The organism is Enterococcus rotai, assembly GCF_001465345.1.
Classification (GTDB): Bacteria; Bacillota; Bacilli; order Lactobacillales; family Enterococcaceae; genus Enterococcus_L; species Enterococcus_L rotai.
On record NZ_CP013655.1, the window covers coordinates 2,597,732 to 2,624,185 of the forward strand.

The 26,454-nt window shown below is 36.7% G+C and carries 31 protein-coding genes; 25 read left to right on the top strand and 6 right to left on the bottom strand.

Annotation, left to right across the window (positions count from 1 at the left end):
* Position 1: 1 nt before the first annotated feature.
* From ATZ35_RS11910 to ATZ35_RS11930, 5 genes are all read left to right on the top strand, one after another.
* Positions 2–649, top strand: coding sequence for a TIGR01906 family membrane protein (locus tag ATZ35_RS11910; protein WP_208927427.1), 648 nt, complete (start codon positions 2–4; stop codon positions 647–649).
* A gap of 171 nt (positions 650–820) precedes the next feature.
* Positions 821–1,456 (top strand): MarR family winged helix-turn-helix transcriptional regulator, encoded by a 636-nt coding sequence (locus tag ATZ35_RS11915; RefSeq protein WP_208927428.1) that lies wholly within the window; start codon positions 821–823, stop codon positions 1,454–1,456.
* 223 nt (positions 1,457–1,679) lie between these two features.
* Complete coding sequence (locus tag ATZ35_RS11920) at positions 1,680–2,249, top strand: DUF1836 domain-containing protein (protein ID WP_086281611.1); 570 nt, start codon at positions 1,680–1,682, stop codon at positions 2,247–2,249.
* The gene (locus ATZ35_RS11925) at positions 2,242–3,099 is read left to right on the top strand and encodes a DegV family protein (RefSeq protein ID WP_208927429.1); all 858 of its coding nucleotides are present in this window, start codon (positions 2,242–2,244) and stop codon (positions 3,097–3,099) included. Before ATZ35_RS11920 ends, ATZ35_RS11925 begins: the two co-directional genes overlap by 8 nt.
* A gap of 195 nt (positions 3,100–3,294) precedes the next feature.
* Positions 3,295–3,960, top strand: coding sequence for an MIP/aquaporin family protein (locus tag ATZ35_RS11930; RefSeq protein ID WP_208927430.1), 666 nt, complete (start codon positions 3,295–3,297; stop codon positions 3,958–3,960).
* A 58-nt stretch (positions 3,961–4,018) separates the two neighbouring features.
* Here ATZ35_RS11930 and ATZ35_RS11935 read toward each other — a convergent pair whose 3' ends face one another.
* Positions 4,019–4,786, bottom strand: a complete 768-nt coding sequence (locus tag ATZ35_RS11935; RefSeq protein WP_208927431.1) for an SDR family NAD(P)-dependent oxidoreductase — start codon at positions 4,784–4,786, stop codon at positions 4,019–4,021.
* A 98-nt stretch (positions 4,787–4,884) separates the two neighbouring features.
* Here ATZ35_RS11935 and ATZ35_RS11940 point away from each other — a divergent pair, with 98 nt between their 5' ends.
* On the top strand, positions 4,885–5,250 hold the full coding sequence (locus tag ATZ35_RS11940; protein ID WP_208927432.1) for a MerR family transcriptional regulator: 366 nt from the start codon (positions 4,885–4,887) through the stop codon (positions 5,248–5,250).
* A gap of 49 nt (positions 5,251–5,299) precedes the next feature.
* Here the strand turns inward: ATZ35_RS11940 and ATZ35_RS11945 are convergent, their stop codons facing one another.
* Positions 5,300–6,259, bottom strand: coding sequence for a S66 family peptidase (locus ATZ35_RS11945; RefSeq protein ID WP_208927433.1), 960 nt, complete (start codon positions 6,257–6,259; stop codon positions 5,300–5,302).
* A gap of 185 nt (positions 6,260–6,444) precedes the next feature.
* Here ATZ35_RS11945 and yycF point away from each other — a divergent pair, with 185 nt between their 5' ends.
* The 7 genes from yycF to ATZ35_RS11980 all read left to right on the top strand — a co-directional run bounded on the left by yycF (position 6,445) and on the right by ATZ35_RS11980 (position 14,342).
* Positions 6,445–7,149 carry a response regulator YycF gene (gene yycF / locus ATZ35_RS11950; RefSeq protein WP_208927434.1) on the top strand — a complete coding sequence of 235 codons (705 nt, stop codon included), beginning with the start codon at positions 6,445–6,447 and terminating at the stop codon, positions 7,147–7,149.
* 6 nt (positions 7,150–7,155) lie between these two features.
* Entirely contained in the window at positions 7,156–8,985 is a 1,830-nt protein-coding gene (gene walK / locus ATZ35_RS11955) for a cell wall metabolism sensor histidine kinase WalK (protein WP_208927435.1), read from the top strand.
* Complete coding sequence (locus tag ATZ35_RS11960; protein WP_208927436.1) at positions 8,982–10,289, top strand: YycH family regulatory protein; 1,308 nt, start codon at positions 8,982–8,984, stop codon at positions 10,287–10,289. The genes walK and ATZ35_RS11960 overlap by 4 nt, the downstream gene beginning before the upstream one ends.
* Complete coding sequence (locus tag ATZ35_RS11965; RefSeq protein ID WP_208927437.1) at positions 10,289–11,170, top strand: two-component system regulatory protein YycI; 882 nt, start codon at positions 10,289–10,291, stop codon at positions 11,168–11,170. Before ATZ35_RS11960 ends, ATZ35_RS11965 begins: the two co-directional genes overlap by 1 nt.
* 53 nt (positions 11,171–11,223) lie before the next feature.
* A complete protein-coding gene (locus ATZ35_RS11970) occupies positions 11,224–12,030 on the top strand; it encodes an MBL fold metallo-hydrolase (RefSeq protein ID WP_208927438.1) in 807 nt (268 codons plus the stop codon).
* Between the two features lie 553 nt (positions 12,031–12,583).
* The gene (locus tag ATZ35_RS11975; RefSeq protein ID WP_208927439.1) at positions 12,584–13,486 is read left to right on the top strand and encodes a permease; all 903 of its coding nucleotides are present in this window, start codon (positions 12,584–12,586) and stop codon (positions 13,484–13,486) included.
* Between the two features lie 13 nt (positions 13,487–13,499).
* Positions 13,500–14,342, top strand: coding sequence for a TIGR03943 family putative permease subunit (locus tag ATZ35_RS11980; RefSeq protein ID WP_208927440.1), 843 nt, complete (start codon positions 13,500–13,502; stop codon positions 14,340–14,342).
* 148 nt (positions 14,343–14,490) lie between these two features.
* Here ATZ35_RS11980 and ATZ35_RS11985 read toward each other — a convergent pair whose 3' ends face one another.
* The 3 genes from ATZ35_RS11985 to ATZ35_RS11995 form a co-directional block, all read right to left on the bottom strand.
* A complete protein-coding gene (locus ATZ35_RS11985; protein WP_208927441.1) occupies positions 14,491–14,922 on the bottom strand; it encodes a GNAT family N-acetyltransferase in 432 nt (143 codons plus the stop codon).
* An 81-nt stretch (positions 14,923–15,003) separates the two neighbouring features.
* Positions 15,004–15,480, bottom strand: a complete 477-nt coding sequence (locus ATZ35_RS11990) for a threonine/serine exporter family protein (protein WP_086281588.1) — start codon at positions 15,478–15,480, stop codon at positions 15,004–15,006.
* A 56-nt stretch (positions 15,481–15,536) separates the two neighbouring features.
* Positions 15,537–16,289, bottom strand: coding sequence for a threonine/serine exporter family protein (locus ATZ35_RS11995; RefSeq protein ID WP_086281585.1), 753 nt, complete (start codon positions 16,287–16,289; stop codon positions 15,537–15,539).
* A 215-nt stretch (positions 16,290–16,504) separates the two neighbouring features.
* Between ATZ35_RS11995 and ATZ35_RS12000 the strand changes: the two genes are divergently transcribed.
* The 6 genes from ATZ35_RS12000 (at position 16,505) to argF (ending at position 21,794) form a co-directional block, all read left to right on the top strand.
* A complete protein-coding gene (locus ATZ35_RS12000) occupies positions 16,505–17,203 on the top strand; it encodes a DUF554 domain-containing protein (RefSeq protein ID WP_208927442.1) in 699 nt (232 codons plus the stop codon).
* Positions 17,204–17,282: 79 nt separating this feature from the next.
* Positions 17,283–17,672, top strand: coding sequence for a GyrI-like domain-containing protein (locus ATZ35_RS12005; RefSeq protein ID WP_208927443.1), 390 nt, complete (start codon positions 17,283–17,285; stop codon positions 17,670–17,672).
* 179 nt (positions 17,673–17,851) lie between these two features.
* Positions 17,852–18,883, top strand: coding sequence for an N-acetyl-gamma-glutamyl-phosphate reductase (gene argC, locus ATZ35_RS12010; protein WP_208927444.1), 1,032 nt, complete (start codon positions 17,852–17,854; stop codon positions 18,881–18,883).
* Between the two features lie 45 nt (positions 18,884–18,928).
* Positions 18,929–19,681 (top strand): acetylglutamate kinase, encoded by a 753-nt coding sequence (argB, locus tag ATZ35_RS12015; protein ID WP_208927445.1) that lies wholly within the window; start codon positions 18,929–18,931, stop codon positions 19,679–19,681.
* Positions 19,678–20,829, top strand: a complete 1,152-nt coding sequence (argD, locus tag ATZ35_RS12020; protein WP_208927446.1) for an acetylornithine transaminase — start codon at positions 19,678–19,680, stop codon at positions 20,827–20,829. The genes argB and argD overlap by 4 nt, the downstream gene beginning before the upstream one ends.
* Positions 20,830–20,858: 29 nt before the next feature.
* Positions 20,859–21,794 carry an ornithine carbamoyltransferase gene (gene argF / locus ATZ35_RS12025; protein WP_208927447.1) on the top strand — a complete coding sequence of 312 codons (936 nt, stop codon included), beginning with the start codon at positions 20,859–20,861 and terminating at the stop codon, positions 21,792–21,794.
* 36 nt (positions 21,795–21,830) lie between these two features.
* Here argF and ATZ35_RS12030 read toward each other — a convergent pair whose 3' ends face one another.
* Positions 21,831–22,451 (bottom strand): class I SAM-dependent methyltransferase, encoded by a 621-nt coding sequence (locus ATZ35_RS12030; RefSeq protein WP_208927448.1) that lies wholly within the window; start codon positions 22,449–22,451, stop codon positions 21,831–21,833.
* Positions 22,452–22,707: 256 nt separating this feature from the next.
* Here ATZ35_RS12030 and ATZ35_RS12035 point away from each other — a divergent pair, with 256 nt between their 5' ends.
* The 6 genes from ATZ35_RS12035 to ATZ35_RS12060 all read left to right on the top strand — a co-directional run bounded on the left by ATZ35_RS12035 (position 22,708) and on the right by ATZ35_RS12060 (position 26,150).
* Positions 22,708–22,977 carry an IreB family regulatory phosphoprotein gene (locus ATZ35_RS12035; protein ID WP_010760982.1) on the top strand — a complete coding sequence of 90 codons (270 nt, stop codon included), beginning with the start codon at positions 22,708–22,710 and terminating at the stop codon, positions 22,975–22,977.
* Complete coding sequence (ruvX, locus tag ATZ35_RS12040; protein WP_208927449.1) at positions 22,974–23,402, top strand: Holliday junction resolvase RuvX; 429 nt, start codon at positions 22,974–22,976, stop codon at positions 23,400–23,402. The genes ATZ35_RS12035 and ruvX overlap by 4 nt, the downstream gene beginning before the upstream one ends.
* 45 nt (positions 23,403–23,447) lie before the next feature.
* Positions 23,448–23,756, top strand: coding sequence for a DUF1292 domain-containing protein (locus tag ATZ35_RS12045; RefSeq protein WP_010760984.1), 309 nt, complete (start codon positions 23,448–23,450; stop codon positions 23,754–23,756).
* Between the two features lie 221 nt (positions 23,757–23,977).
* Positions 23,978–24,385, top strand: a complete 408-nt coding sequence (locus ATZ35_RS12050; protein WP_208927450.1) for a hypothetical protein — start codon at positions 23,978–23,980, stop codon at positions 24,383–24,385.
* 3 nt (positions 24,386–24,388) lie between these two features.
* Entirely contained in the window at positions 24,389–25,387 is a 999-nt protein-coding gene (locus ATZ35_RS12055; protein WP_208927451.1) for a trypsin-like serine peptidase, read from the top strand.
* Positions 25,388–25,586: 199 nt separating this feature from the next.
* Positions 25,587–26,150, top strand: a complete 564-nt coding sequence (locus ATZ35_RS12060) for a recombinase family protein (RefSeq protein ID WP_208927452.1) — start codon at positions 25,587–25,589, stop codon at positions 26,148–26,150.
* Positions 26,151–26,454: the final 304 nt, after the last annotated feature.

Sequence of the window (26,454 nt, forward strand, 5' to 3'; positions counted from 1 at the left end):
GATGAGAAGGAAAGAGCAAAGCTGGATTTGGCGTGAGCGCGCTGGAATCGTCTGTTTGATTTTGACGATCATCTCTTTGAGTATTACGTTAACCATTAATTTTCGACCATTGTATAGGATCGATATCGAGCTGCTAAATATTTTAGATTATGTTTCACTTGATAAAGCAGACTTGTTAAAAAATTATGGAGAATTGATGTCCTATCTAAACAATCCATTCAATCAGACGCTGCAATTATCAGATTTTCCTGTATCAAAAAGTGGTGCCTTTCATTTTTATGAAGTCAAAAGACTTTTTCTACTCTGTTACGGCGTACTGATTGTTACGATAATTCCTAGCGGATTCTTTATTAAGCGTTTGATCAAGGATAAACGAGTGTGGCGCTTGATTCGTCCATTCCAATGGGGAATGATCATTCCTGTGATTTTTGGAACAGTCATGGCCATTGGTTTTGATCAATTTTTTGTGGCTTTTCACGGTGTGTTTTTTAATAATGATGACTGGTTGTTTGATCCTGTGACTGATCCGATCATCAACGTGTTGCCAGAAACATTTTTTATGCATTGCTTTATTTTCTTTTTTGTTTTACTAGAATTATTTTTCTTGATTGGTATCCTTTTTGGGAAACGAGAATTAAAAAAAATGTAGTTACTAGAAGTAGACTGTAAAGTTTGCTTCTATTTTTTTTATGTAGGTGGCTTTATAATATTCTTTTACTGAATGATAGAGTAAAAAAAGTGAAGATTTGACATTTTAAACAGGTGCCTTTATAATATAAAACAGGTACCTGATTTATATTTTTTAATGGAGGAATCGATTATGGAAGAACAATCATTGATGGAACAGTTTCTAAGATTACAAGGGATGATGCAAAGATATTTTATGAAACGTCGTAGAGAACATGGACCTTTTGGAAATCCTCATCGAGGACAAGGCAGAGTTTTAAGCTTGCTAAAACTCAAACCTGAAACAACCCAAAAAGAATTGTCTTATTTGTTGGATATGCGCCCTCAATCGTTAGGGGAATTGCTAGCTAAACTAGAAAAAAATGGGTACATTAGCCGAGAACCGCTTGAAAGCGATCGCCGTGTAATGGTGATCCGTTTAACTGAAGCTGGTATGGCAGCAGCTGATAATAACGATCAAGAAGAAGCAACAATCTTTGATGTATTGACTGAGTCAGAACAAGAATCGTTTAAAATCATCATAAGCAAACTACTTGATGCTTTGGAATCTGAGATACCAGAAGAAGAACGTGGTTTTAAAGGACACCATATGCACGGTCGGGGTAGACATGGTGGTCCACGACACGGTTTTAATGATGGAAAAATGGGACGTGACTTTGATCCACGGGAGATGTTTGGTGGACCTGGTTTTCCTAAAAATGGAAAATTTGGGTTTGACCTATCAAAAGAAGCGACTGATGAGGAAGATGATGGGTTTAGTGATTTTTAATAAATAGCGATAAAAATCAGCATAGGCTAGGACAGAAGTGTTTACTTCTAAGCGTTGAGAATGGCACTTGTGATCCAGCTAGATGTTTGTAATTAGTATGTGAGACAAAAGTGATTGATCCTTTTGTCTCACATTTTTTAATTTTTTATCTAGTTTCTATAACTAGATTGAATGTTTTTGGAAAAAATGTTAAACTGTTTTAGTAAGTAGAAGGAGGGGTCTTGTGAATGAAATAAAATCCTCTTTACGAGTTTGGGGAGAAGAGTTAGTAGACGTCCATTTGCCAAGATGGCATGAACTACCTGAATTAGAACTATACATGGATCAGGTAATCACTCTTGTAGAGCGATACTTATCTCCAGTTATTTTAAAAGAAAAACATACATTGTTGACTTCATCAATGGTCAATAATTATGTTAAGTTGGGCTTGATCCCGGCGCCTAATAAAAAACGCTATAATCAAAAGCACTTAGCTTTTTTGATTGCAATCACGTTATTAAAACAAGTACTGACGATCCCAGAAATCAAGCAGGGCATCCTTTATCAAGGCGCAGCTGTTGGAATTCGAGAAGCGTATAATTTGTTTTGTGAAGAACAAGAAGCGGCGATTGCTGTTGTGGTTGCACAAGCTTTAGGGAATGAATCTGTGGCGGCATTTGATCAGCCAATACCTGTAGAATTTTTGATTGTAAAAGGTGCAACATTGTCATTTGCAACGAAATTATTTACTGAAAAGGTTATTGAGTTAGCACAAAAAAACTTAAAAGAAGATGAGGAACAATCGAATGAATAAAGAAAAAATTGCTCTATTAGTAGACTCAGGAACAGATGTACCACAAGAATTAGTGGAACAATATGGCATGTATATGATTCCGTTACAAATTATCTATAAAGATCGTATCTATACTGATAAGGTAGATATTACACCAGAAGAAGTATATGAACGTTTACCGATTGAAATTCCCAGCACTTCTTTACCAGATGGCGAAACGATCACTAAGATTTTTGAAAAAATTAAAGCAGATGGTTATGAAAAGTTACTGGCTGTTACGATTTCTAGTGGATTGAGTGGAACATTTAACGTGGTACGATTGATTGCAGAAGATTTTGAGGGGTTAGAGACCTTTGTTTTAGATACAAAAAATATTGGGATCGGCAGTGGTCTCCAAGCGATTGAAGCAGCAAAATTGATTGAAGCAGGTCATTCGTGGGATGAGCTTAAAACGAAATTAAGAAATGATGTAAAAAAAGCCAAAGTCTTTTTTAATGTAGCAACATTAGAATATTTGCAAAAAGGTGGACGAATTGGGCTAGTAGCTTCAATCTTAGGAAATGCGTTAAAACTAAATCCAATCATCTCATGTAATGGTGAGGGTGTCTATCACACTGTAGCAAAAGCGCGTGGTAGAAAGAAAAGCCTAGATAAAACCTTTGAATTAGTCAAGGCGTTTATTGGAGAGCATCAGAAGTTTGTATTGGCGGTAGCGCAAGGACAAGCTGTAGAAGAAGCGGAAGCTTTTTATGAAAAGTTGAAAGCAAACTTCCCTCAGGCAGAAAAAATTTATTTTGGAACGATTAGTCCTGCCTTAGTCGTTCATACTGGACCAGGACTATTAGGAATCGGTATCCAGCTTTTAGATTAAAAAATCAATACCAACAAAGGGGCGTTTAATAAATGCTTTTTGTTGGTATTTTTTTTATTTACCTCTTATCATTATGTTTATCAATCAAATTGAGATATTACTCATTAAACTTTCTCTCAATTTTAGTTGAAAATATCACGGAAACTTTCATGAATGTGATAATCTATTTACAATAAAGTGAAGGGAGGGAAATCTATGAAAAAAGCAATTTCAGAATGTCTTGGAACTTTTATTTTAGTTTTCTTTGGTACAGCAACCGCAGTTTTAGGTGGTGGGATCGAAGGGATCGGTACGACGGGGATCGCTTTAGCTTTCGGTTTGACGATCATTGCAGCGGCTTACAGCATTGGTACAATTTCAGGTGCACATTTGAATCCAGCAGTTTCATTAGGAATGTGGGTCAATAAACGAATTTCTACAATGGACTTACTTTATTATATTGTAGGACAAATCGTTGGTGGTTTGATCGCGTCATTTGCGTTGTTATCTATTTTAAATGCTTCTGGCAAAGAGACAACAAACTTAGGCCAAAATGCTTTTGGTGATTTAAGTGCTTTTGGTGCTTTAACGGTAGAAATTATTTTAACCTTTATTTTTGTTTTAGTTATCATGACTGTAACGAGTGCTAAAAAAGGCAATGCGAAACTTGCAGGCATTGTCATTGGTTTGACGTTAACAATGATTCACTTAGTTGGTATTCCACTAACTGGTACATCTGTTAACCCAGCCAGAAGTTTAGCGCCAGCGATTTTTGTTGGCGGTGAAGCATTATCTCAAGTTTGGGTATTTATTGTAGCTCCGCTAATTGGTGGTCTACTTGCAGCTTTAGTCGGCAAATACTTACTTGATACTGAAGACTAAAAGCAGTCTAAAAAACACTTGCCTGATAAAAAATTGTCAGGTAAGTGTTTTTTAGGTTTTACATATTTTTCATGCCTGTTTGGTAATGATCGAATAAAGGATCAGATAAAGTGAAGGTAAAGGTATCTCTGTCAACATGACCAACTACTTTGGGACTATGATAAAGTTCAATCAGAAATTGAGCCATCTCTTTTGCGGTATGGAAGGTTGAAAAAGCTTTAGTGTAGTCATAAGACTGCGAACCATTTGCTATTTGTGCGAATTCAGTTTCTGTCGCTGCAGGTGCTAAGACTTTCGCTTTTAAAGGAGCTCCTTTTGCTTGTAACTCTAAAGCAAGTCCTTCGGTAAAAGCACTGACATAAAATTTAGTTGCACAATAAGTGACTGCATTCGGAACATTTTTATACCCGCCAGCAGATGAAAGGTTAATCAATTGGGCATTTTCTACATTTTCATAGTCTGTAACATATAGCGTAGAAAGTAACGTCAATGCTTCAACGTTCAGCTGCAACATTTGGGCTACGTTATCTAAATCTTGTTTTGCTACGTTATGGTAATAACCAAAGCCGGCATTATTAATCCAAGTCTCGATAGCATATTTTTTTAAATCAGCATATAAGGTCAGAACAGATTCTCTTTGTGATAAATCGGCAACTTTGACTATGACCTCTAAATCAGGAAATTCTGATACAATTGCTTGTTTTAATTGATCAAGCCGCTCTTTTCTTCGAGCAATCAAAATCAAATTCTTTCCTAGTTTGCTAAACGCTTTTGCTGCTTCCAATCCTATTCCTGAACTAGCTCCTGTGATTACGGTATACTTCATAAATTTTTCCTCCTAATACTTTATTTTGATGGTACAATCAAAGTATAGGGATTAGAGTAGACTCTATAGCAAGCATAAAATAAATAAGGAGTGAAAACGTGTATACAATCAGTGAATTCTCTAAAAAAATTGGTATTAGTGAATATACATTACGCTATTATGAAAAGGAAGGGCTGATCGAACCATCTAGAGATCAGCATAATTATCGGATGTATGGTGATCAAGATATTGAGTGGGCAAGCTTTGTGATTAAATTAAAAAACACCGGCATTGAGTTAAGGGAAATAAAAAAATACACGGAGTTAAGAAAAATCGGTGATTCAACGATTTCTGAGCGAAAAGAATTACTATTAAACCATCGAGTAAAAATTCTAGCTGAATTTGAAAAAACAAAAAGTCACCTACAATTATTAGATGATAAACTTGCTGTATATGATCAAATGGAAAAAGAGTATACTAAATAACCCCAATGTGCACAACACGTCTAGTGAAAGCATCATTGGGGCTTTTCATTTAAAAAAAGGTGATTTTTTGCTGTTTCGTATCAACTGTAGCTTTATCTCCAATTGGAATTGTAAAAATCGGTTGTGTATGACCAAAATTCATATCGTAAATTACAGGTATTTCTCGTAATAGCGGATACTTTGCTAAAATGGTCAAAAGACGTTCTTCTGTCATTTCAGTTTCTTGAGGAAAACGGCCAATGAGTAGCGCTTGCGGATGTTTGACAACTTGAAGTAAGGCGGCTAAACCACGAGCAAAATCATGATAGTCATCTTCCTCAGCACTTTCGATAAATAAAATTGAACGTTCAAGTTCAGGCAAGAAGCGTGTTCCAAAGAGTAATTGGAACGTACCAAGATTACCACCGTAACAAGTCCCAGTGACAGGTTGTGAGTGACTATAAATTTTCCATTCATTGGCATGCAATAGTCGTTGCGGTTCAGCTAGATACCATTCGTCTTGACTCCACGTTTTAGAAGCGGATACTTCAAAAGCATCTTCCGTCGCCGTTGCCTGTAAAAACGCTAACGTCTGATAAGGCTGAAGTTCCTCCATTTGAAAACTAGAAAAATGTGGGCCAACATAAGTCAGCAGCTTGGTTTTGGTGGTAATCGCATTACATAAGGCTGTGATGTCGCTATACCCACAAAACACTTTTGGATGACGTTTGATCAATTCAAAATCCAAATACGGCAGTAATTCATTACTATTAAATCCGCCGATCGCTGTGAGTATCCCTTTGACGTTATCATCTGAAAATGCTTCATGGAGGTCTTTTACCCGACTCATGATCGAAGAAGAACCAAGTGTGTCTTGTTCCGCCGTATGTTCAGAAAAGGTTACCGTAAAGCCCAAAGCATTTAATTTTTCCGTGGCGGCTTGAATACCGAAGTCAGTTAATTTTGAAAAACTACTAGATGGAGCAATGACTCGAATCTCATCGCCAGCTTGTAATCGTGGTGGTTTCATTTTATCGCTTCCTTTAAACATCTTATACTCAATTATAGTCAGAAACTCAGTGTTTTTGCAAGATATAGATAAGAAAGAGTAAGGTCTCTTTAGGTCAAAGATGAAACAGTGGACAAAATAAGGTATAATGGGAGAGAATACGATTAACGAATCTAACGATGAAAGAAAAAAGAGGTGTCTCTTATATGAAAAAAATATTAGTTGTAGATGATGAAAAGCCGATTTCAGAAATAGTGAAATACAATCTTACAAAAGAAGGATACGAAGTTTTTACAGCATATGATGGTGAGGAAGCTGTTGAGAAGGTTAAGGAAGTGGAACCAGATTTAATCATTCTTGATTTGATGCTACCCAAAATGGACGGTTTGGAAGTTGCTAGAGAAGTGCGTAAGACATATGATATGCCCATTATTATGGTGACTGCTAAAGATTCTGAAATCGATAAAGTGTTAGGATTAGAGTTAGGTGCAGATGATTACGTAACAAAACCATTTTCAAATCGTGAACTAGTAGCTCGTGTCAAAGCTAATTTACGTCGTGGTGCAACTAGTGCTAAAGAAGCAGAATCAACGACACAATCAGAATTAACGATTGGCGATTTAACGATCCATCCAGATGCCTACATGGTCTCAAAACGTGGTGGCAAAATTGAACTGACACATCGTGAGTTTGAATTACTTTTTTATTTAGCGAAGCATATCGGACAAGTGATGACCCGGGAACATTTATTGCAAACTGTTTGGGGCTATGATTATTTTGGAGATGTTCGTACCGTCGATGTGACTGTTCGTCGTTTGAGAGAGAAGATCGAAGACAGCCCAAGCCACCCAACTTATTTAGTAACACGTCGTGGGGTTGGTTATTATCTACGAAACCCTGAACAGGAGTAATGATATATGAAGAAAAAAGTTCACTTTTTTCAATCGGTAAACTTTAAGATTGCGCTATCGTTCATTTTACTGCTATTGATTGCGATTCAAATTATCGGTGGTTATTTTATTCGAGAGTTGGAGTCAACGACAATCAGAGACTATAAGAAAAATGTTGACTCTCAAGTGACCCAATTAACGAGTACTTTGAGTGCCAAGTTAGGTGAAAAAGATCGTGATCGAACAGAGATCGATGCGAATCTGAAAAAAATATTGAGTGACTTCTCTGCCTCTGATACGATTGAAGCTCGTGTTGTTGATGATAAAGGAATCGTCAGGGCAACCAGTGATCTGAATCAACAAGGAATCGTTGGGAAGAAAAATGATTACCGTGACTTGAATGATTTCAGTGCAAAAAAATATTCAGCAATGGATAATGACAAACGTGTCTATATCAATGTTCAGCCTATCCAATCCCCGACTGGAGATACAGTCCTCGGGGTTCTTTATGTTAAAAGTAATACCGAAGGAAAATATAAGGAAATCACAGACACTGCCCGAATCTTTTTTACCGCTTCCGTTATTGCGGGTGCAATTTCAATCATTGTTACACTATTGATTGCACGATCGATCACTCAACCGATCGGTGAAATGAGGGAGCAAGCTTTGCGGATTGCCAAGGGTGATTATACAGGGAAAGTCAAAGTCTATGGAAAAGATGAATTGGGCCAATTGGCTGAAACCTTTAATCAACTGTCTGAGAGGATCGAAGAAGCTCAAGAAACGATGGAAGCAGAGCGGAATCGTTTAGATAGTGTGTTAGCCCACATGACAGATGGTGTTATCGCAACAGATAGACGAGGAAAAGTCATTACGATCAATGAAATGGCGCTTTCTTTACTAAATGTAAAAGACGAAGATGTCATTGGTTCTTCTTTGTTAGAACTATTAGATATAGAAACAGACTATACTTTGCGAAAATTATTGGAAGAGCCAGAAGAGATCTTGATCGATCGCTCGTTATCTTCAATGGAAGAAGATCAAATGATTATTCGAGTAGATTTTGCGATGATCCGTAGAGAGTCTGGTTTTATTACTGGATTGGTTTGTGTGCTGCATGATGTAACCGAACAAGAGAAAAATGAACGGGAACGCCGAGAGTTTGTATCTAACGTTTCTCATGAACTACGAACGCCGTTGACAAGCATGCGTAGCTATATTGAAGCGTTGAGTGAAGGCGCATGGGAAAATCCTGAGATTGCGCCTAATTTTTTAAAAGTGACATTGGAAGAAACGGACCGAATGATCCGAATGATCAATGATCTACTGAATTTATCACGAATGGATTCTGGTAATGGTGAGTTGCAGCTAGAGTATGTGAATTTCAATGAGCTGATCAATTTTGTTTTAGACCGTTTTGATATGATGGTGGAATCAAATGAGAAAAATTATACGATTCATCGTGAATTTACCAAACGTGACCTGTGGGTTGAACTAGATACAGATAAAATAATCCAAGTTTTGGATAATATCTTAAATAATGCTATCAAATATTCGCCAGATGGAGGCGCAATTACGTGTCGGTTACTTGAAACCCATAATAATGTTGTGTTTAGTGTAACGGACCAAGGATTAGGGATCCCCAAAAAAGATATCAATAAAGTCTTTGAGCGTTTTTACCGTGTGGATAAAGCACGTGCCAGAGAACAGGGTGGAACAGGTCTTGGTCTAGCTATTTCAAGAGAAGTGGTCAAAGCACATAATGGCGCAATTTGGGTTGAAAGCCAGGAAGGTCAAGGATCTACCTTTTATATATCCTTACCTTATGAACCTTATGAGGAGGATTGGTGGGAATGAAAATAGCAGAAAAAATTGTAAGGATCGGTTTAATTTTTTTAGTATTGCTCAGTTTGTATTTTTCATTCACCATTTGGGTCAGCTCTTCGAAAAAAGAAGCACCAGTTAAAAATGACTCACAAGTTGCTACAACAGTGATTAATGAACGAATAGATACGGATGTATTTTTACCCTTACGTTTGGTTCGTATGCAAAATGGAAAATCAGAAATGAATAATAGTGAAAATTTAATTACCAACATTCAAAATGAAATCAAACATAGTTCTTTTGGCAAGCTAACCCAAACGGTCAGTGGGGATTCAGATCAATTTGAAAGTTATTTATCAATGGATCAGGGATTTGAACTGCTTTATGAGGGCGCATTTTTGTTAAAGGAATATATTTCGGTCTATAATTTAGACCTTAAATTGACGGATATCGGAGTCGATGAAATTTACTTTACTTGCATTCAAGTGGACTTAACTCAAAATAAGATTCGCTTCCTAGATTTTAATCGTAAAGATGTTTATGAAGCACCGATCACTATTAATAGTGAGAAGGTTCAAAATTTGATGAATAAAGTCGGTGTACAATATAACCCGATTTCAGAACAGCAAGTAGTTTCTGGCAAGCATTATTATTTATCAGAAGACTTAAAAATGAAAAAATACAGTTATATTTTGGCTTCCCAACCTGTTACTAAGTTTCGCAATGCTTTTTTCTCTAATGCTGAAGATATCCAGACTAATGAAGATAGTCAAGACTTATCTTATACAAGCGGCAGTGAACGTTTGACGGCAGATGAAAAACTCGGCACGATTCATTTTGACGGAGATATAGAGGAGCGGACGGCGCAAGATAATATTTATTCTGACAGTTTCAAGTATATCAAAAAACTTGGAACAAATATGGGGAATATTCGCTATTTTGATCGGACTAATGCGGAGATCAGTTATCGAACATTTGTAGAAGGTTTTCCAGTTTTCAGTGAAAATGACAAAGGACAAGTTCGCATTACGATCGGTAACGATCAAGCAGAGAAATCAAGTGTGGTTATCGAAACAAGTGTGGATACGATCCAAGTGCCGATTCCTTCAGAAGAAGAAGTGAATTTGAAAGGGACTGAAAATTTATTAGAACAACTAACTGTCAATGGCGCCGATCAGTCAAAAATCAGTTCGATGGTGATCGGATATACTTGGCATAAAATCGAAGAAGTAACTCAAGTGGTCGATCTAACTCCAGAATGGTATATTCGCTACGAGGATAAGTGGTATCCAGAACGAGAATTGCTGGAATATCTAGCGAAGTTGGAGGTGGAATAATGGACTTCAAACGAATCGAATGGATTTTCTTCTTAGCGTTCTTGGGGTTGAATATGTTTCTTTTTGGTATCTATCAAGAAGGCTTAAAAGAAGAAAACAATGTTTCTTTTTCTGGTCAAACGGATAGCATCGAAAAACGCCTTGGTAAAGATGGTATTACCTATAAAGGGACGCTTTCAGGAGAGAAAAAAGAAGGCTATTATCTAAGTGGGGAACAAACCAATTTCTACGATGAAATTCAAAAAGAACGTGATACAAGAGATCGTAATTTTTTTAAAAACGGGATCGAACTGTTGGATAATTCATTGACTGTTTATCCTCAGATGAATTATGCTCAGACGAGTTACTTTATTGATGAAAAAAATGTCGAAAAATCATTAGAAGCGTTTTTGAATGATAAGGATAGTGTTTTATTTGGAAACCAGTATCGCTATTTGTCTGATTTCTCTAATTTAGATGGAGAATTCCCAGAGATAGTTGTTTCTCAAAGTTACAAGAATATTCCATTTAAAGATGATACTACACAGATTTCATTGAAACTAGAAAAAACAGATGGATCGGATAACATCCACAAAATTTACAAATATACTCAAACTCATATTCAAGGGATTGAGGAATTACGTGATAAGACTGATTTATCTTCTGAACGTGACGCTATTGAAACGCTGTATATCAATAATAAAATTCCAAGTAATGCAAAAATCACCTTTGGAAAATTAGCCTACACGAGAATTTACAAAATTCGAGAAAAAAATGTATATGTACCAGTCTGGTTTATTGGAATCAAGTCTAATGGCAGCAATTTGCAGATTGAACAAGTCAATGCGATGAGTAATACGATCATCACGAATAATATTGTGCCAAAGGTGGAAAATCAGTAAAGATGGTTGTATAATAGGTAGCTGTAGACTAATGAAGGGAAGCGAATAGAAAAATGAGTCAAGAAAAAGCGTTTAACATCAGCATTCTTGCCAGCGGCAGTACCGGTAATTCCCTTTTTATTGAAACAGAGAATAAGAAGCTACTGATAGATGCAGGACTAAGTGGGAAAAAAATCACTTCTTTATTGGCAGAAGTGGGTCGTAAACCAGAAGACTTAGATGCTATTTTAGTGACGCACGAGCATCGGGATCATATTCATGGTGTTGGTGTTCTGGCTAGAAAATATAAATTAGATGTTTATGCAAATGAAAAAACATGGGCGGCGATGGATCCGTTGATCGGCAATGTGGCACTTGAACAAAAGCATATTTTCGATATGGGGAAAGTATTGACCTTTGGTGACATGGATATTGAAAGCTTTGGTGTTTCTCATGATGCAGCTGCACCACAGTTTTATCGTTTCTATAAAGATAATCGTTCATTTGTAATGTTGACGGATACGGGTTACTGTAGTGATCACATTCGTGGAACAATCAAAGATGCTGATGCTTATTTGATCGAAAGCAATCATGAATTAGAAATCTTACGGATGGGCCCTTATCCTTGGAGTTTAAAACAACGAATACTTGGTGATAAAGGTCATTTATCAAATGACGATGGCGCCTTAACAATGGCTGAAGTGATCGGAGACCAAACGAAACGAATTTATTTAGGCCATTTAAGTAAAGAAAACAATACGAAAGAACACGCTAGAATGGCAATGGAGTCGATTTTAGCTGAAAAGGGTTTAGGTGTGAATTTTGACTTTAATGTTTATGATACTGATCCTGAATCAGCTTCAGAAATGTTTGCAATCTGATAAATGGTAGGGAAGACAAAATCGCTTTTTGATTTTGTTTTCCCTTTTCTATTATGCAGTAAAGTTATTATAGATGTTTTAATAAACTTGATCTTGGCTTGTTTTTTTCAAATGGCTGCAGTATAGTTAACTATATTTTTGAATGTGAAAAATCCATTATGAAAGATGCAGTGGAGGCTGTTTTTCAGACAAGGCTGGACGAGCTCGCTTCGCTTTTGCTTTGAAACACAGTGAATAAAATGAACTGATGTTGAAAAGTACAAGGTGAAACGAAGTGGAACGTTGTTACCATGTATTATCTAGCTTCAAGAGCTAGCCTCTCGGGAAAAAGATAAAAATAGAATGAGGCAAAAAGCACCTCAATCAATTTTTCCTATTTTCCAGTCGAGGCTGAAAGAGCTCTTTCAGCTTTTATGATTATCTAGCTGCGTGGGCTAGTCTCTCGGAAAAAAGATAAAATCTGTGTGTGGCAAGGAACGCCACAAACATATTTTCCTATTTTTCAGTCGAGACTGAATGAGCCCACTACGCTTTTATTGTTAGGAGGAATTTGATGTTTCAGTTTTTACCTCATTCAGTTTTACAAATGGGTACTATTTTTTTGTCGATCGTGATCGAAGCTTTACCGTTTGTGATGTTAGGTTGTGTCATATCGGGCGCTTTATATGTCTTTTTAACGCCAGACAGAGTTAAAAAGTTATTACCTAAAAATAAATTTTTATCGATCGTTGTCGGAAGTCTATTAGGGTTCTTTTTTCCTTCTTGTGAGTGCGGTATTGTACCAATCGTTCATCAGTTTGTGAAAAAAGATGTGCCAACTTATACAGCTTTTGCGTTTATGATCACAGCACCGATCATTAATCCAATTGTGCTTTTTTCTACCTATATCGCCTTTGGGAATTCTTTTAAATTTGTGATTTGGCGGGTTCTTGGTAGTATGCTGGTAGCATTAGTTGTTGGTGTTTGGTTGGCTTATATCAATAAGGAACCGATTTTACAACAAACAGAAATTGCGGCTTGTACGATAGAAGAAACAGAGCATGATCATGAAACAGAAGGTTTTTGGCATAAGTGTTGGTCGGTATTGACACACGGAATCGATGAATTTTTTGATACAGGGCGTTATTTGATTTTTGGTTCTCTGTTAGCGGCAGCTATGCAGACTTATTTACCAACCGGTGCGATTTTACAGTTAGGCCATACGAAGCTTTTAGCGATTCTGGTTATGCTTGTGTTGGCAGCTACGTTGTCCTTATGTTCTGAAGCAGATGCGTTTATTGGTTCCTCTTTATTAAGTTTATTTGGAAATGGTCCAGTTGTCGGGTTCTTGGTTTTTGGTCCAATGGTGGATATCAAAAATCTGTTGATGATGAAACGCTATTTTAAAACGTCGTTTATGTTAAAATTTGTTGGGATCGTAACAGTCGTAGTCAGTCTGTATGCGCTAGCGATTTGAGGAGGGAAGCAAGATGATCAGATTTTTGATTTTAGTGGGGTATACTACATTAATGATGTTTCTACAAGTTTCAGGTAGATTGAATCAATATATAAACGTTCATTACCGTTATTTAGCCATTTTATCGATGGTGCTTTCTTTTGTGCTCGCAATCGTGCAGCTGATTTTATGGAATAAAGAAGTGGATCAAAAGCCGCATGAGCATCACCACCATGATGAACACGATCATGGTTTAAATAAACCTTATCAACGCGGGATAGCCTATATGTTACTGGTGTTACCTTTAATAGTAGGATTTCTATTTCCAACAGTTAGCTTGGATACATCGATTGTTGAAGCAAAAGGCTTTAATTTTCCCTTGAGTAAAGAATCGGTCGGTGATCCAGATGTTGAGACACAATATTTAAAACCAGATACAAGCATTTATTTTGATAAAACAGATTATGATAAGCAAATGAAACAAGCGCTAACGAGGTATATTAAAGATGATCATGTCACGGTAACTGAAGAAAATTATTTAGAAGTGATGGAACTGATCTATAATTATCCGAGTGAATTTATTGGAAAAACAATTAGCTATAAAGGATTTGCGTTTAACTCGACGAAAAAAGAACAGTCTGATGTGTTTGTGTTCCGATTTGGAATTATTCATTGCGTTGCAGATTCTGGGGTGTTTGGGTTGCTGACTCATATGCCAGAAGGCCAGACCTTTAAAAATAATGACTGGGTAGAATTGACAGGAACCATTCATTCTGGGTATTATGCCCCGTTTAAACGAGACATTCCTGTAGTAGATGTTACAAAAGTCAAACAAGTTGAGGAACCGAAAAATCAATATGTCTATCGGTCATTTTAAGGTTGGGCCAGAAACGTTTAGGACCGAAAAATAAGCCAGCATTCATGAAAATTGTTTTACCAATTTTTGTGAATGCTGGCTTATTGTTGTTTCTGCTTTCAACGTTTATTTGGGATTAGCGCATTTAACAAAAAGAGAACTGACTTTTCTATTTTTCCCAAATAAGCTGATATTCGAGCTCACCTGTTGTATCATCTAGATGTTCGTTCATCAATTGAAAGCCATGCTTTAGATAAAAAGTATAGGCAGGCTGATTTTTAGCATAGACTGAAAGGGTTAGCGTATTATGAGCATTTTTAGCCTCATTCAAAAGCTTTTGGCCAATGCCTTGATTGCGATAGTCTTGCTGTACAAATATGCCGGCAATATAGGTTTCACTGATCCCTATAAAACCTGTAATATTTTCATTATCACGATGGATGTAGAGCTCAGCTAAAGGTAATGCTTCTTTTACCTCAGCAAAGTGGTCTTGCCAATAAGTACTTGGGATAAAAGGGTGGGCCTCCTGATTCGCTGTTAGCCAAATGATTAAAATTTCTTCCAATTCATTCGTAGTTAAATTCTCTATTTTTGTGATCATTCTTCTTATCCTTTCTGTTTTATCATAATGAAAGAACAATTAACGCACTCATCAAGCCACCTCCTGCTCTATTATTAAACGCTATTTTTCTTCTTTTTTTCTAATTAATCCTACGAGCTCTCGTTTTTCTCTAAAGTTTCTGATATTATGATTCAAAACCTCAGATAATACTAACCCTAATGCAATTGCCCCAGCGATCATAACCGCTTGTACCGCAGAATAAGCAGCTGTTTCGTAGTTGCCAATAACCAAATTGCGGACGGCCTGATACGCAAGTCCACCAGGCACTAAAGGAACCATTCCGGGAATATTGAAAATTGTAACAGGTAGCTTGAGGAGCCGTGAACAGACAAAACTAACAGCCGCCACACTCAATGCTCCGAGTAAGGAGCCTAAAGCGGCAGTAGCGCCTAATTGAACAGAAAACCAATAGAACATCCAACCAGATGCCCCCGATAAACCACAAGCAATCAGCGAGCGTCTAGGGACATTAGTAATAATGGCATAGGCTGCTGATGCTAAAAAGCTAAATGAAAACTGAACCAGTAAATGAATCATCTGAAAACCTCCGAATTCTTATAAAATAAGAGGGACTATTTCCGTAAATTAAGTTTTTAGTAAAATAATTGAAAGACAAAGGCAATCGCAAATCCAATCATAGAGGCTGTCATCATGGCTTCAGTTCCTCTGGAAACACCAGAAAGATAGTGACCTGCTAAAAGATCTCGCAAAGCATTAGTCATTTGAACCCCTGGGACAAGAGGCATAACACAGCCGATAATAATCATATCTTGATTAACACCTAATCCGCTTTGACTACTTAAAAGAGCAGCACAGCCAATAAAAAAGGCTGCTAAAAACTCTGAAAGAAATTTGATCCTTAAGACTTTTAAGCTGAAGTAATAAAGACTATAGCCTAATCCTCCGATCAAACAAGTTAAAAACAAATCAGCCCAAACGCCGCCAAACAAAATCATAATTGTTCCACTGACTACAGCTGCACTGACGAATCTCATCCATAAAGGGAAAAATTTTCGTTCTTGCTCTAAGGTTTTTAGTTTTTCTAAAAGTTCATCTAGTGTGAAAACGCCTGTTACATATTCTCTTGATAGTTGGTTGATTGTAGAGACTTTTTCTAGATTGATCGAGCGATTTAAAATCTGAACCATCCGAATCGTAGAAGTGCCGTCTAATCCTACGAAAAGCCCTGTTTGAGTAACGTAGCTGACTAGGCGATAATCACCTGACGCTAATGCAATACGACTCATAGTATCTTCAACCCGATACATTTCCGCATCGCTTTCAAGCATGATTTTTCCTGCCAGTAAGCAAGTTTCTAAGACTTTTTCTGTATCTATTGTCGCCATTTATTTTCCTCACTTTTAAGTTCTATCTTATCTAAACTTAGTATAGTTGATTGTAGCTAGAAAAAACAGCATGGAACAGTAAAAAGATCCACATTTATCAATCACTCTGCACAAATGATCGACTGTCTATCCGTAATAAAATTTATTATCACTTTAACGTCACTTATCGTATAATAGAAAAAAGTATGAAAAATTAGGATGATGGGGATGAATAAATGATTTTATTGGGGACTTTGATCAATGGGGTAGCGATTGTATTTGGGAGTTTATTAGGAGCTGTTTTACGAAATATTTCAGAGAAAATGAAAGATACTGTAACGAAAGGAATCGGTCTAGGTGTATTAGTATTAGGTATTCAGATGGCCTTTAAAACATCTTCATTTATCGTGATCTTGATTAGTTTGTGTATAGGTGCAATGGTAGGAGAAGCTTTAGGTATCGAAAATAAGATGAATGAGTTTGGGTTGAAACTGGAAAAACGTTTCGCCAAACCAGGAAGTAATTTTGCAGATGGATTTGTGACGGCTTCGTTGATTTTTTTAATTGGTTCGATGGGAATTATCGGTGCAATTGAAAGTGGTGTAGCAAATAATCATCAAACGCTCTTTACAAAAGCTGTGATGGACGGTTTTATGTCGATCATGCTGACGGCTACATTAGGTGTTGGGGTTCTTTTTTCTGCGTTCCCTGTTTTTTTGTATCAAGGAATTATCGCCTTGTTCGCAAGTGTTATGATGCGTTATATTCCAAAAGAACTGCTCGATTTATTGATGGGAGAAATCAGTGCGATCGGTGGGTTAATGATTGTGGGCATTAGCTTGAACATTATGGAAATCACCAAAATTAGAGTCTCCAATTATTTACCAGGACTGCTCATTTTAATTGGAATCATTACGATACAGTTTTATTTTTAAAAATTGATAAAAATGATGACAGACTATTGTCATCTTTCTTGTGTTATGCTCATTTTAGAAATTAGAAGGAGTGATAGGAATGACCGTTCAATTAACTGAAAAAACAATTAAAGGCAACAAAATTCGCACGAATAATCACCGTTTAGATGAAATCATTGCATTATGGAACAAGGTACCTGCGATGCATTTAGTTGGAGATTTTTATGCAGTTTATTCAAACTATGAAAGTAATTTTAAAGGTGATTATGATTTATTAGTTGGAAGTGAGCAAGCTTGTTTTCCAGAGACATCTATCATTCAAGCTGGAACTTATGTTGAAATCCCAGTAGAGGTTGCAAGTCCAGAAGGTGTGGGAAGGGCTTGGCAGAAGATTTGGGAAGATGAAGACTTAGAAAAGCAGCGGACCTACAAAAGTGATGCTGAACATTATAAAGCAGATGGGACGATCGTGATTTACCTTTCTGTATAAATAGAAAAATCAGGATGACGAATTTCACGTTATTCCTGATTTTTTTATTCGCAAAAATGTATATTTATTTATTTTAGTTTAATAAATTAATAAAAAACCATTGACTTGTATAATTAGAAAACTTATAATATGAAAAACAGCACCCTTTAAAAAAACTAAAAGGAAAAGAAGTGAAGTAAATGAAGGTCTCAATTATTGGTGTAACAGGTTATAGCGGATTAGAGCTATTGCGCTATCTTAGACAGCATCCATCTGTCGAGGTTGTTTCTATCCATAGTCATTCGATGAATAAAAAATCATTAGAGGCTGTTAATCCCCATTTGAAACACCTTATTTCTTTACCTTTAGAAGAAATCAATCCAGAAAAAATCATGAATAAAAGTGATTTAGTCTTTTTTGCAACCCCGTCAGGTATTTCCAAGGAATTAGCCGAACCTTTTATTCAGGCAGATTTTCCAGTGATCGATTTATCCGGTGATTTTCGCTTGAAAGAACTTGGGGCTTATGAGACTTGGTATGGTTCTTCTGCGGCACCGCTAGATCTGCTGCAAAAATTTGATTATGGTTTGGCGGAATATCGAGAAAACCCTCAAGCAAAATGGATAGCCAACCCAGGCTGTTATGCGACTGCAGCAGAATTATCGTTAGCGCCTTTATTGAAAGAAAAAAAACTTGATGTGGACTCGATCGTGATTGATGGAAAATCAGGCGTTTCAGGTGCGGGAAAAGGATTATCACAAACAACTCATTTTTCTGAAACCCATGACAATATGACCGTATACAAAATGAATAGCCACCAACATATTCCTGAAATTGTTCAGCAATTAAAGAAATGGGCGCCAACGCTTGAAGTAATCCAGTTCTCAACGTCCTTGATTCCGGTGACGAGAGGAATATTTCTAACCACGTATGCCAAATTGAATGAACCGATTTCTGACGAGGAATTAGTTGATTTGTATTGTACGCATTTTGAAAATAGTCCTTTTGTACGAATCCAAGCAGTTGGACAATATCCAGTTCTAAAACAAGTGATCGGCTCAAATTATTGTGATATTGGTCTTGCCTATAATCCGCAAACCAAGATGGTGACGATTGTAACAGTGATCGATAATTTAGGAAAAGGGGCAGCTGGACAAGCCATTCAGAATTTAAATATTTTTGCAGGGTTTGATGAACGTTGCGGTTTAGAACTTTTGCCGATTTATCCATAAAATTTTAACTAATCTGCACTAGTAAAAAAAGAGGGAGCGACAAGCATGAAGAAGGTCATTGTTATAAAAATGGGTGGAGTAGCCAGTGATAACTTAACAAAATCATTTTTTGAACAGGTCGATCATTGGCAAAAAACAGGAAAAAAAGTAGTGATCGTCCATGGTGGCGGGCATTATATTTCTGAAATGATGCAGCGTTTGAATGTGCCGGTGAAGACCCAAGATGGTCTACGGATCACAACGGAAGAAACGCTAAAAATTACGCAAATGGTTTTGATTGGTCAAGTTCAGCCAATGATTACTACACACTTTCAACAAGAAGGATTTTCTGTAGTTGGTTTAAATGCTTCTTGCGGTCAAATCATTACCGGAACATTTCTAGATAAAAATACATTAGGAGCGGTTGGAGTGGTCACACAAGTAGATACTGAATTGTTAGAACATTTACTTGAGACAAAACATATTCCGATCATTGCTCCTTTAGGTTTAACGGAAACAGGAGAATGGCTAAATATCAATGCTGATCATGTCGCCTGTAAAGTAGCCGAAGAGTTACAAGCAGAAAAATTGTACTTATTAACAGATGTACCCGGTGTAAAAAAAGAAAATCAGTGGTTAAAGGAAATCACCACAAGTGACGTCCCAAAATTAAAAACAGCCAATATTATCAAAGGCGGGATGTTGCCAAAATTAGAAAGTGCGGTCACAGCGCTCAAAGGCGGCGTAAAAGAAGTTCATATCACAAACAAACTTCAACATGCGGGGACTATTATTAAGTCGAAGGAGGTTTTTGCATGAGTTACTTATTTCCAAATTATCAAAGAAAAGAGCTAGAGCTGATCAAAGGCGCTAAAAATACACTGACTGATCGCTCTGGGAAAAAGTATCTTGATTTTACTAGTGGTATTGGCGTGATGAATTTGGGGTATAATGATCCTGAGTTGAATCAAGTCTTGCAAAATCAAGCTAGTCTTTTATGGCATACACCTAACTTATATGAGAATCTGCTTCAAGAACAGACCGCTGAACAATTAGCGAACAACAAAGAGTATGTCAGCTACTTTTGCAATAGTGGGGCAGAGGCGAATGAAGCTGCAATCAAACTAGCTCGCAAGGCAACTGGCAGAAGTAAGATCATCACCTTTACGAATTCTTTTCATGGTCGAACCTATGGTGCAATGAGTGCAACAGGTCAAGCCGGTATTCATGCTGGGTTTGAACCATTAGTACCTGATTTTGTTTACTTACCCTTTAACGAGCTTGAGCCTTTAAAAGCAGAAATCAATCAGCAAACAGCAGCTGTTATGTTGGAATTGATTCAAGGCGAAGGGGGCGTCGTACCTGCACAGGCGTCATGGGTTCAGTCTGTTCAGGCACTTTGTCATGAGTTTGGTGCCTTATTGATCATTGATGAAATTCAAACTGGAATTGGTCGAACAGGCACTTTTTATGCTTATGAACAGTATCAAATTGAACCAGATATTTTTACTTTAGCCAAAGGGTTGGGGAATGGAATCCCTGTCGGTGCAATGCTAGGCAAAACGAACTTAGCGGAATTTTTTGGACCGGGCAGTCATGGTTCTACTTTCGGTGGTAACAAATTAGCAATGAGTGTTGCAAGTCATGTTGTGACGCGAATTAATCAGCCTGATTTTCTTCAGTCGGTTCAAACAAAAGGAGCACAATTATATTCTGGTCTAACGAAAATCGCTGAAAAACATCAGCACATTATGACAGTGCGTGGGAAAGGCCTAATGTTCGGTATTGAGTTAGCCGATCAAAATACGTTAAAACAAGTATTAGATCAATTAGAGTCAGAAGGCCTACTTGCATTAAAAGCAGGTCAAACTGTTTTGCGTCTTCTACCACCATTAACGATCACAAAAGAAGAAATCGATCAAGGGTTGAGCATAATTGATAAAGTGTTCAATAACTTAGCATCATAAACAGGTTTAGCGGAAAAGGAGAATAGTAAATGATAAATTCATTGTACGGTAAAAGTATTTTAAATTTAACTGAGTTGACCAAAGAAGAATTTTTGTCAATCATCGAACTAGCTGTGGCAATAAAAGCGAAGCCAGAAGCTTACCGAGGTGTGTTAGCTGGGAAGATTTTAGCGATGATCTTTGAAAAAAATAGTACTCGAACGCGGGTTTCCTTTGAAGCAGGAATCATTCAACTTGGCGGACAAGCGATTATTTTAGATTCAAAAAGCACGCAAATGGGTCGAGGAGAACCTATCAAAGATACGGCAAATGTTATGTCTAGTTATGTGGATGCGATCATGATTCGCACTTTTTCAGATAAAATGGTTGCCGAACTTGCTGCAGAAGCCACGATTCCAGTAATCAATGGCTTGACTGACGATCATCATCCGTGTCAGATCTTAGCAGACTTTCAAACCATTTATGAACAAAAAGGCAAGTTGGCAGGGATTAAATTAACTTATATAGGGGATGGGAATAATATGGCCCATTCATTTTTAATTGGTGGTAGCTTAGTTGGGATGGATGTGACGATTGCAACACCTAAGGGCTATGAACCCAAGGCAGAATATGTGGCGTTAGCTAAAAAGAATGCCCAGCTAAGCGGTAGTAACATAGAGATTTTAACAGACCCAGAGCAAGCAGCCAAAAATGCTGATGTTTTAGTAACAGATGTTTGGGCAAGCATGGGAGATGAGTCGGAACAAAAAGAACGTGAAGCGATCTTTAAGTCATTCCAAGTGAATAATCGATTAGCTGTTCAAGCGAAAAAAGATTACTTATTTCTCCATTGTTTACCTGCTCATAGAGGTGAAGAAGTAGCAGCTGATATCATTGATGGAACCCATTCTGCAATTTATCAAGAAGCCGCAAACCGTCTGCATGCCCAGAAGGCTTTGCTAGTTAAAGTGATGACTAATTTATAAAAGTGAAATGATGCAAAGCGATAGTTTCGTTTTGCATCACTTTTTTTTAAAACTAAACATAGTCCATTGATCAGTTGTGTCGTGATTAACGAATGAAAAGCCTAACTTTGACATATAAGCTTGAAAAACGACAACTTTTTTCAACTCTGGTAAAAAGTAACTGATTTTGGCTGTCTCACAAGCAAATACGAGTATTCCGTCTACTTTAAGAACACGATGGATTTCATGGAGAGCTTGGTCTAAATCATCCCAATGAAAATGTGTTTGGAATGCGGTGACTAGATCGAACGTTTCGGAGCTAAATGCAAGTTTGTGAACATCCATTGTCTTAAAGTGGATCGCTTCACTCGAGTATTTCTTGATTGCTTGAGAAATTGCGGCTTCAGAAAGATCAATTCCAGTGACAGTTAATGCCTTTTTTTGGTTAACCAGATATTCGCTTGAACGACCATTCCCTACACCGATGTCCAAAATAATCGAATGATCTGCTAACTCCACGCGATTCATTGTCCATTTCACTAAAGGCAGATAAACGGCATTCCAAAGTCGCATCATCAAAATACCTAAAACCCCAGTTGGTTTTTTCGATTGCTTCAATAAAAGTCCAAATAGACAGATTAATAACACGACGATTACAATACTAATACCGAAAAACATAAGAAAAACTCCTTTATTTTATCTTTAACACTTTAAAATAGTATACAATAAAAAAACAGTCATTAGAAAAGAATCGCGATTATTTTACCTAAAATTACAGTAAAAACACTTTTATTTGCTGAATAATCATCCAATTCTGTTAAAATTAAAGGAAATCTTTAATATATAGCAGAAAATGTTAAGTTTTGTTTGTAGTTTTGCCTTGTTTTTAGTAGAATGAAACTGTATGAATAGAATAAAAGTGAGGTGTAGATAAATGGGTTTTACAGATGAAACTGTACGTTTTGATTTTGATGACAGTCGTAAGAAGGAAGTAAGTGAGACTCTGGCTACTGTATACAAGGCTTTAGAGGAAAAAGGATATAATCCGATCAATCAGATTGTGGGCTATTTGCTTTCTGGAGACCCGGCCTACATTCCTCGTTATCAAGACGCTCGAAATTTGATTCGTCGTCACGAACGAGATGAGATCATGGAAGAGCTGGTTAAATATTACTTATCCGATCATGGAATCACTATTCGATGAGAGTAATGGGACTTGATGTTGGGTCAAAGACTGTAGGAATCGCTGTTAGTGATCCATTTGGCTGGACAGCTCAAGGTGTTGAGATCATTCGGATCAATGAAGAGCAGGAAGAATTTGGCTTTGATCGATTAGCAGAATTAGTCAAAGAATATGAAGTAACTCGCTTTGTAGTGGGATTGCCGAAAAACATGAACAATTCGATTGGGCCAAGAGCAGAAGCCTCAATGGCGTATGGAAAGAAAATCGAAGACATGTTCCAAATACCTGTTACTTATCAGGATGAGCGTTTAACAACGGTTCAGGCAGAACGTATGTTAGTTGAACAAGCCAATACTTCTCGAGCGAAAAGAAAAAAAGTAATCGATAAAGTAGCTGCTGTCATGATTTTACAAAATTATCTAGATGGCGCTAGCAATAAAATTTAAACGACTTGTTAGAAAACAAGTGTCAGATAAAAGGAGAGCATAACAATGGCAGAAGAGCATAACCACGATCATGACCACGAAGGACATGAGCACATCACATTAGTTGATGAACAAGGAAACGAAACACTATACGAAATCCTTTTAACCGTTGATGGACAAGAAGAATTTGGTAAAAATTACGTACTGCTTTATCCAGCAGGTGTTCCAGAAGAAGAAGATGTTGAATTACAAGCCTATGCTTACATCGAAAACAACGAAGGAACAGAAGGCGAATTACAACAAATCGAAACAGACGCTGAATGGGATATGATTGAAGAAGTTTTCAATACATTCATGGCGGAAGAAGAAGAATAGAGTTTAAAAGTGGACAGTATCTAATAAAGTAGACAGAAATATGAATACTCTATAATAAAAAGCAAAAAAGACATCATGAAAATTCATGGTGTTTTTCTTTATCCCAAAAACATTCGTTTTAGGTATAGTTTTTTTTGTCGAATTAGAAAAATATTGTTTTTGTCTTTTTATATGATATAATTATCTATATGAAATTAAAAAAAATTATGAAAGGATTAACAGTGAAAAAATTTGTTTTGTTAAGTTTGCTCATAGTATTAATGGTAGGGTGTTCAAAAGTTGATAGAAGAATGAAAGAAGTTCCTAAAAAAGAAGAACCTATTGTCTTTAAATTTGATGGGACGAAATTACAAATTGAGAATCATACTAATGAGGATATCATGATTTTAGATTCTGAGACTGAGTATTCAATAAAGAAAGATGGTAAGTGGGAATTAGTTGATAGCATTCATGGTGACTTGATGCTAACTAGTTCAGTTCTTAGTAAAGAAAAATCAGAATTGAACTTAGCGATTAAGCTTTCTGAAATACAGTCAAATGAAATAAAAGTGACAGTCTATTATTCAAATGGACATGACTCAGATGAGTATGAAGCAAAAAGTATTATATACAACAAAAAGGGAGAGTAAAAAATGAGAAAAAAGGGCCTATTACTGACTACTTTATTAACGATTCTGCTAAGCTCTGTACTTTTTTGGGGGAAAGCTGAAGCAACGCAAGGAGAGACAGATGTTCAAACAAAAGAAGCTGAGTCTATTGATTTCAGTGCTAGCATGACAAAAAAAATGACTAGAAGTGGAGCGCAAGAAATTACTATTGACGGTGATAAGTGGCATCAAATTGTTAAAGAAGCATATAGAAAAAAATTTCCTGATTACACTGGGGAAATTAGAATAACGGACATAAATTCTGGAGAAGAGATAACATTTGAGGAATCTTTTGGTGAATTAGATAATCCACTAACTAGAGCAAGAGTTTCTGCCCCCGTTACTGGAAACCCAAATAGCAGTATTGGTAAAGTAAAGTTATACTATTTTTTAAGTGATGGAAGAGTGGAACATGGTTCAGCTACAGCTTTTAAGATTGCCAATGATAGATTTGCAACTGCTGGTCATGTGTTTTATGATAAAGAGCATGGTTATGGTTGGGCTGGATCTGGCAGCATATTATTAGGATGTACACGATCAAAGACAGGTGGTATCAATACAACAGCTCTTTACGGGATCACGCAACAAGTTACCAATATGGATTGGATTCAAACCCCATTACAGGATGCTTGGAGATCAGATTTTGGACATTTGAAAGTAAAGCTTTATGCTGGTAAAGCCCCAGCTAATTTGAGCATTTTGAAAAATCCACCAAGTCGAGGTTATGGTATGCTCTATGGATACAATGGGAAAGTTAATGACGTTACTTTTTCCAAAAGTTCGGGTAACTTAGTGACCTCCACCCACAATAAATGGTTTGGTTGGTTATATGAATCTTCGGGAATTCAATCTGCACCAGGGATGAGCGGTGGTCCAGTAATGAATGCATCAAATCAGGTTATTGGTATACATTCTAATTCTGGGAACGGAGTATCAAGATCTGTAAAAATGAGTTCAACAGTAGTGAATGCATTATTTAAATAATTAAAATGTAAAAAAGAAATAAAAAAAGTTAAGAAATCGGATTATATCCTATCGATTTCTTAACTTTTTTTATCACTAAAGGTTCCGACTGTCAAAACTTAAAAAAGTATTGATAGCGTTTGTGTGATTTGATAAAATAAAGGCTGTAAGACTGTCATATCTTACTATCATAAGTAAGGTGAGAAATGGGGCAAAAATTGTGATTTTTGGTTATGCAAGAGTGAGTACCTGGGGACAGGATTTAGAATCTCAAATTGTTGCTTTGAAAAAAGCCGGTTGTGAAAAAATCTATACCGAAAAATTCACAGGAACAAAAATCGATCGAAAAGAATTTCAAACGCTGCTTAAAGAATTATCTGAAGGTGATACGTTAGTCGTCACAAAATTAGATCGTTTCGCTCGATCAACTGTTCAAGGATTGGAGACTGTTCAAAATCTTTTCAAAAGAGGAATCAAAGTGCATATTTTGAATATGGGTATAATCGAGAATACACCAACTGGAAGATTGACATTTACAATTTTTTCGGCATTTGCAGAATTTGAACGAGATATGATCGTAGAACGTACACAAGAAGGTAAGGCGATTGCCAAATTAAATCCTGATTTTCGAGAAGGACGGCCAAAAAAATTCAGCAAGGATCAATTGGATCTAGCAATGGAATTGCTGAAGAAAGATACCACGAAAAATGTCTCACGTAAAACTGGAATAAGTGAAGCATCTCTTTACAGAGAAAAAAGACGAAGAAAGCACCAAAACTTATAACTAAATCTATATTCGGTAAAACTACGTTAATGGTAGAGAGATTCTAAGCTCATTTCAACTTTTAAACTGAGGGATTATCTTGAACAAGTAATCTAGTGATTACCTAAAACGACGTTTTAGGTAAAATAAAAAAGCTATCCCAAAACTAGGACAACTTCCAGTAATACCAGTATTTCATATTCATTGAATCATTAATTATGCAAATTATCGAAAACGCTCGTTTTTGGTATAAAAACTTGTTCCCTTACATTTAATGTTAAAGGAATGTTGCAGTATTGTCAATTTGAAATAGGATCGTTCGGGA

Excerpts from the sequence above, each read along its gene's own strand:
- ATZ35_RS11910 (WP_208927427.1), top strand. The coding sequence starts at position 2 with ATGAGAAGGAAAGAGCAAAGCTGGATTTGGCGTGAGCGCGCTGGAATC.
- ATZ35_RS11915 (WP_208927428.1), top strand. The coding sequence starts at position 821 with ATGGAAGAACAATCATTGATGGAACAGTTTCTAAGATTACAAGGGATG.
- ATZ35_RS11925 (WP_208927429.1), top strand. The coding sequence starts at position 2,242 with ATGAATAAAGAAAAAATTGCTCTATTAGTAGACTCAGGAACAGATGTA.
- ATZ35_RS11930 (WP_208927430.1), top strand. The coding sequence starts at position 3,295 with ATGAAAAAAGCAATTTCAGAATGTCTTGGAACTTTTATTTTAGTTTTC.
- ATZ35_RS11935 (WP_208927431.1), bottom strand. The coding sequence starts at position 4,786 with ATGAAGTATACCGTAATCACAGGAGCTAGTTCAGGAATAGGATTGGAA.
- ATZ35_RS11945 (WP_208927433.1), bottom strand. The coding sequence starts at position 6,259 with ATGAAACCACCACGATTACAAGCTGGCGATGAGATTCGAGTCATTGCT.
- yycF (WP_208927434.1), top strand. The coding sequence starts at position 6,445 with ATGAAAAAAATATTAGTTGTAGATGATGAAAAGCCGATTTCAGAAATA.
- walK (WP_208927435.1), top strand. The coding sequence starts at position 7,156 with ATGAAGAAAAAAGTTCACTTTTTTCAATCGGTAAACTTTAAGATTGCG.
- ATZ35_RS11960 (WP_208927436.1), top strand. The coding sequence starts at position 8,982 with ATGAAAATAGCAGAAAAAATTGTAAGGATCGGTTTAATTTTTTTAGTA.
- ATZ35_RS11965 (WP_208927437.1), top strand. The coding sequence starts at position 10,289 with ATGGACTTCAAACGAATCGAATGGATTTTCTTCTTAGCGTTCTTGGGG.
- ATZ35_RS11970 (WP_208927438.1), top strand. The coding sequence starts at position 11,224 with ATGAGTCAAGAAAAAGCGTTTAACATCAGCATTCTTGCCAGCGGCAGT.
- ATZ35_RS11975 (WP_208927439.1), top strand. The coding sequence starts at position 12,584 with ATGTTTCAGTTTTTACCTCATTCAGTTTTACAAATGGGTACTATTTTT.
- ATZ35_RS11980 (WP_208927440.1), top strand. The coding sequence starts at position 13,500 with ATGATCAGATTTTTGATTTTAGTGGGGTATACTACATTAATGATGTTT.
- ATZ35_RS11985 (WP_208927441.1), bottom strand. The coding sequence starts at position 14,922 with ATGATCACAAAAATAGAGAATTTAACTACGAATGAATTGGAAGAAATT.
- ATZ35_RS11990 (WP_086281588.1), bottom strand. The coding sequence starts at position 15,480 with ATGATTCATTTACTGGTTCAGTTTTCATTTAGCTTTTTAGCATCAGCA.
- ATZ35_RS11995 (WP_086281585.1), bottom strand. The coding sequence starts at position 16,289 with ATGGCGACAATAGATACAGAAAAAGTCTTAGAAACTTGCTTACTGGCA.
- ATZ35_RS12000 (WP_208927442.1), top strand. The coding sequence starts at position 16,505 with ATGATTTTATTGGGGACTTTGATCAATGGGGTAGCGATTGTATTTGGG.
- ATZ35_RS12005 (WP_208927443.1), top strand. The coding sequence starts at position 17,283 with ATGACCGTTCAATTAACTGAAAAAACAATTAAAGGCAACAAAATTCGC.
- argC (WP_208927444.1), top strand. The coding sequence starts at position 17,852 with ATGAAGGTCTCAATTATTGGTGTAACAGGTTATAGCGGATTAGAGCTA.
- argB (WP_208927445.1), top strand. The coding sequence starts at position 18,929 with ATGAAGAAGGTCATTGTTATAAAAATGGGTGGAGTAGCCAGTGATAAC.
- argD (WP_208927446.1), top strand. The coding sequence starts at position 19,678 with ATGAGTTACTTATTTCCAAATTATCAAAGAAAAGAGCTAGAGCTGATC.
- argF (WP_208927447.1), top strand. The coding sequence starts at position 20,859 with ATGATAAATTCATTGTACGGTAAAAGTATTTTAAATTTAACTGAGTTG.
- ATZ35_RS12030 (WP_208927448.1), bottom strand. The coding sequence starts at position 22,451 with ATGTTTTTCGGTATTAGTATTGTAATCGTCGTGTTATTAATCTGTCTA.
- ATZ35_RS12035 (WP_010760982.1), top strand. The coding sequence starts at position 22,708 with ATGGGTTTTACAGATGAAACTGTACGTTTTGATTTTGATGACAGTCGT.
- ruvX (WP_208927449.1), top strand. The coding sequence starts at position 22,974 with ATGAGAGTAATGGGACTTGATGTTGGGTCAAAGACTGTAGGAATCGCT.
- ATZ35_RS12045 (WP_010760984.1), top strand. The coding sequence starts at position 23,448 with ATGGCAGAAGAGCATAACCACGATCATGACCACGAAGGACATGAGCAC.
- ATZ35_RS12055 (WP_208927451.1), top strand. The coding sequence starts at position 24,389 with ATGAGAAAAAAGGGCCTATTACTGACTACTTTATTAACGATTCTGCTA.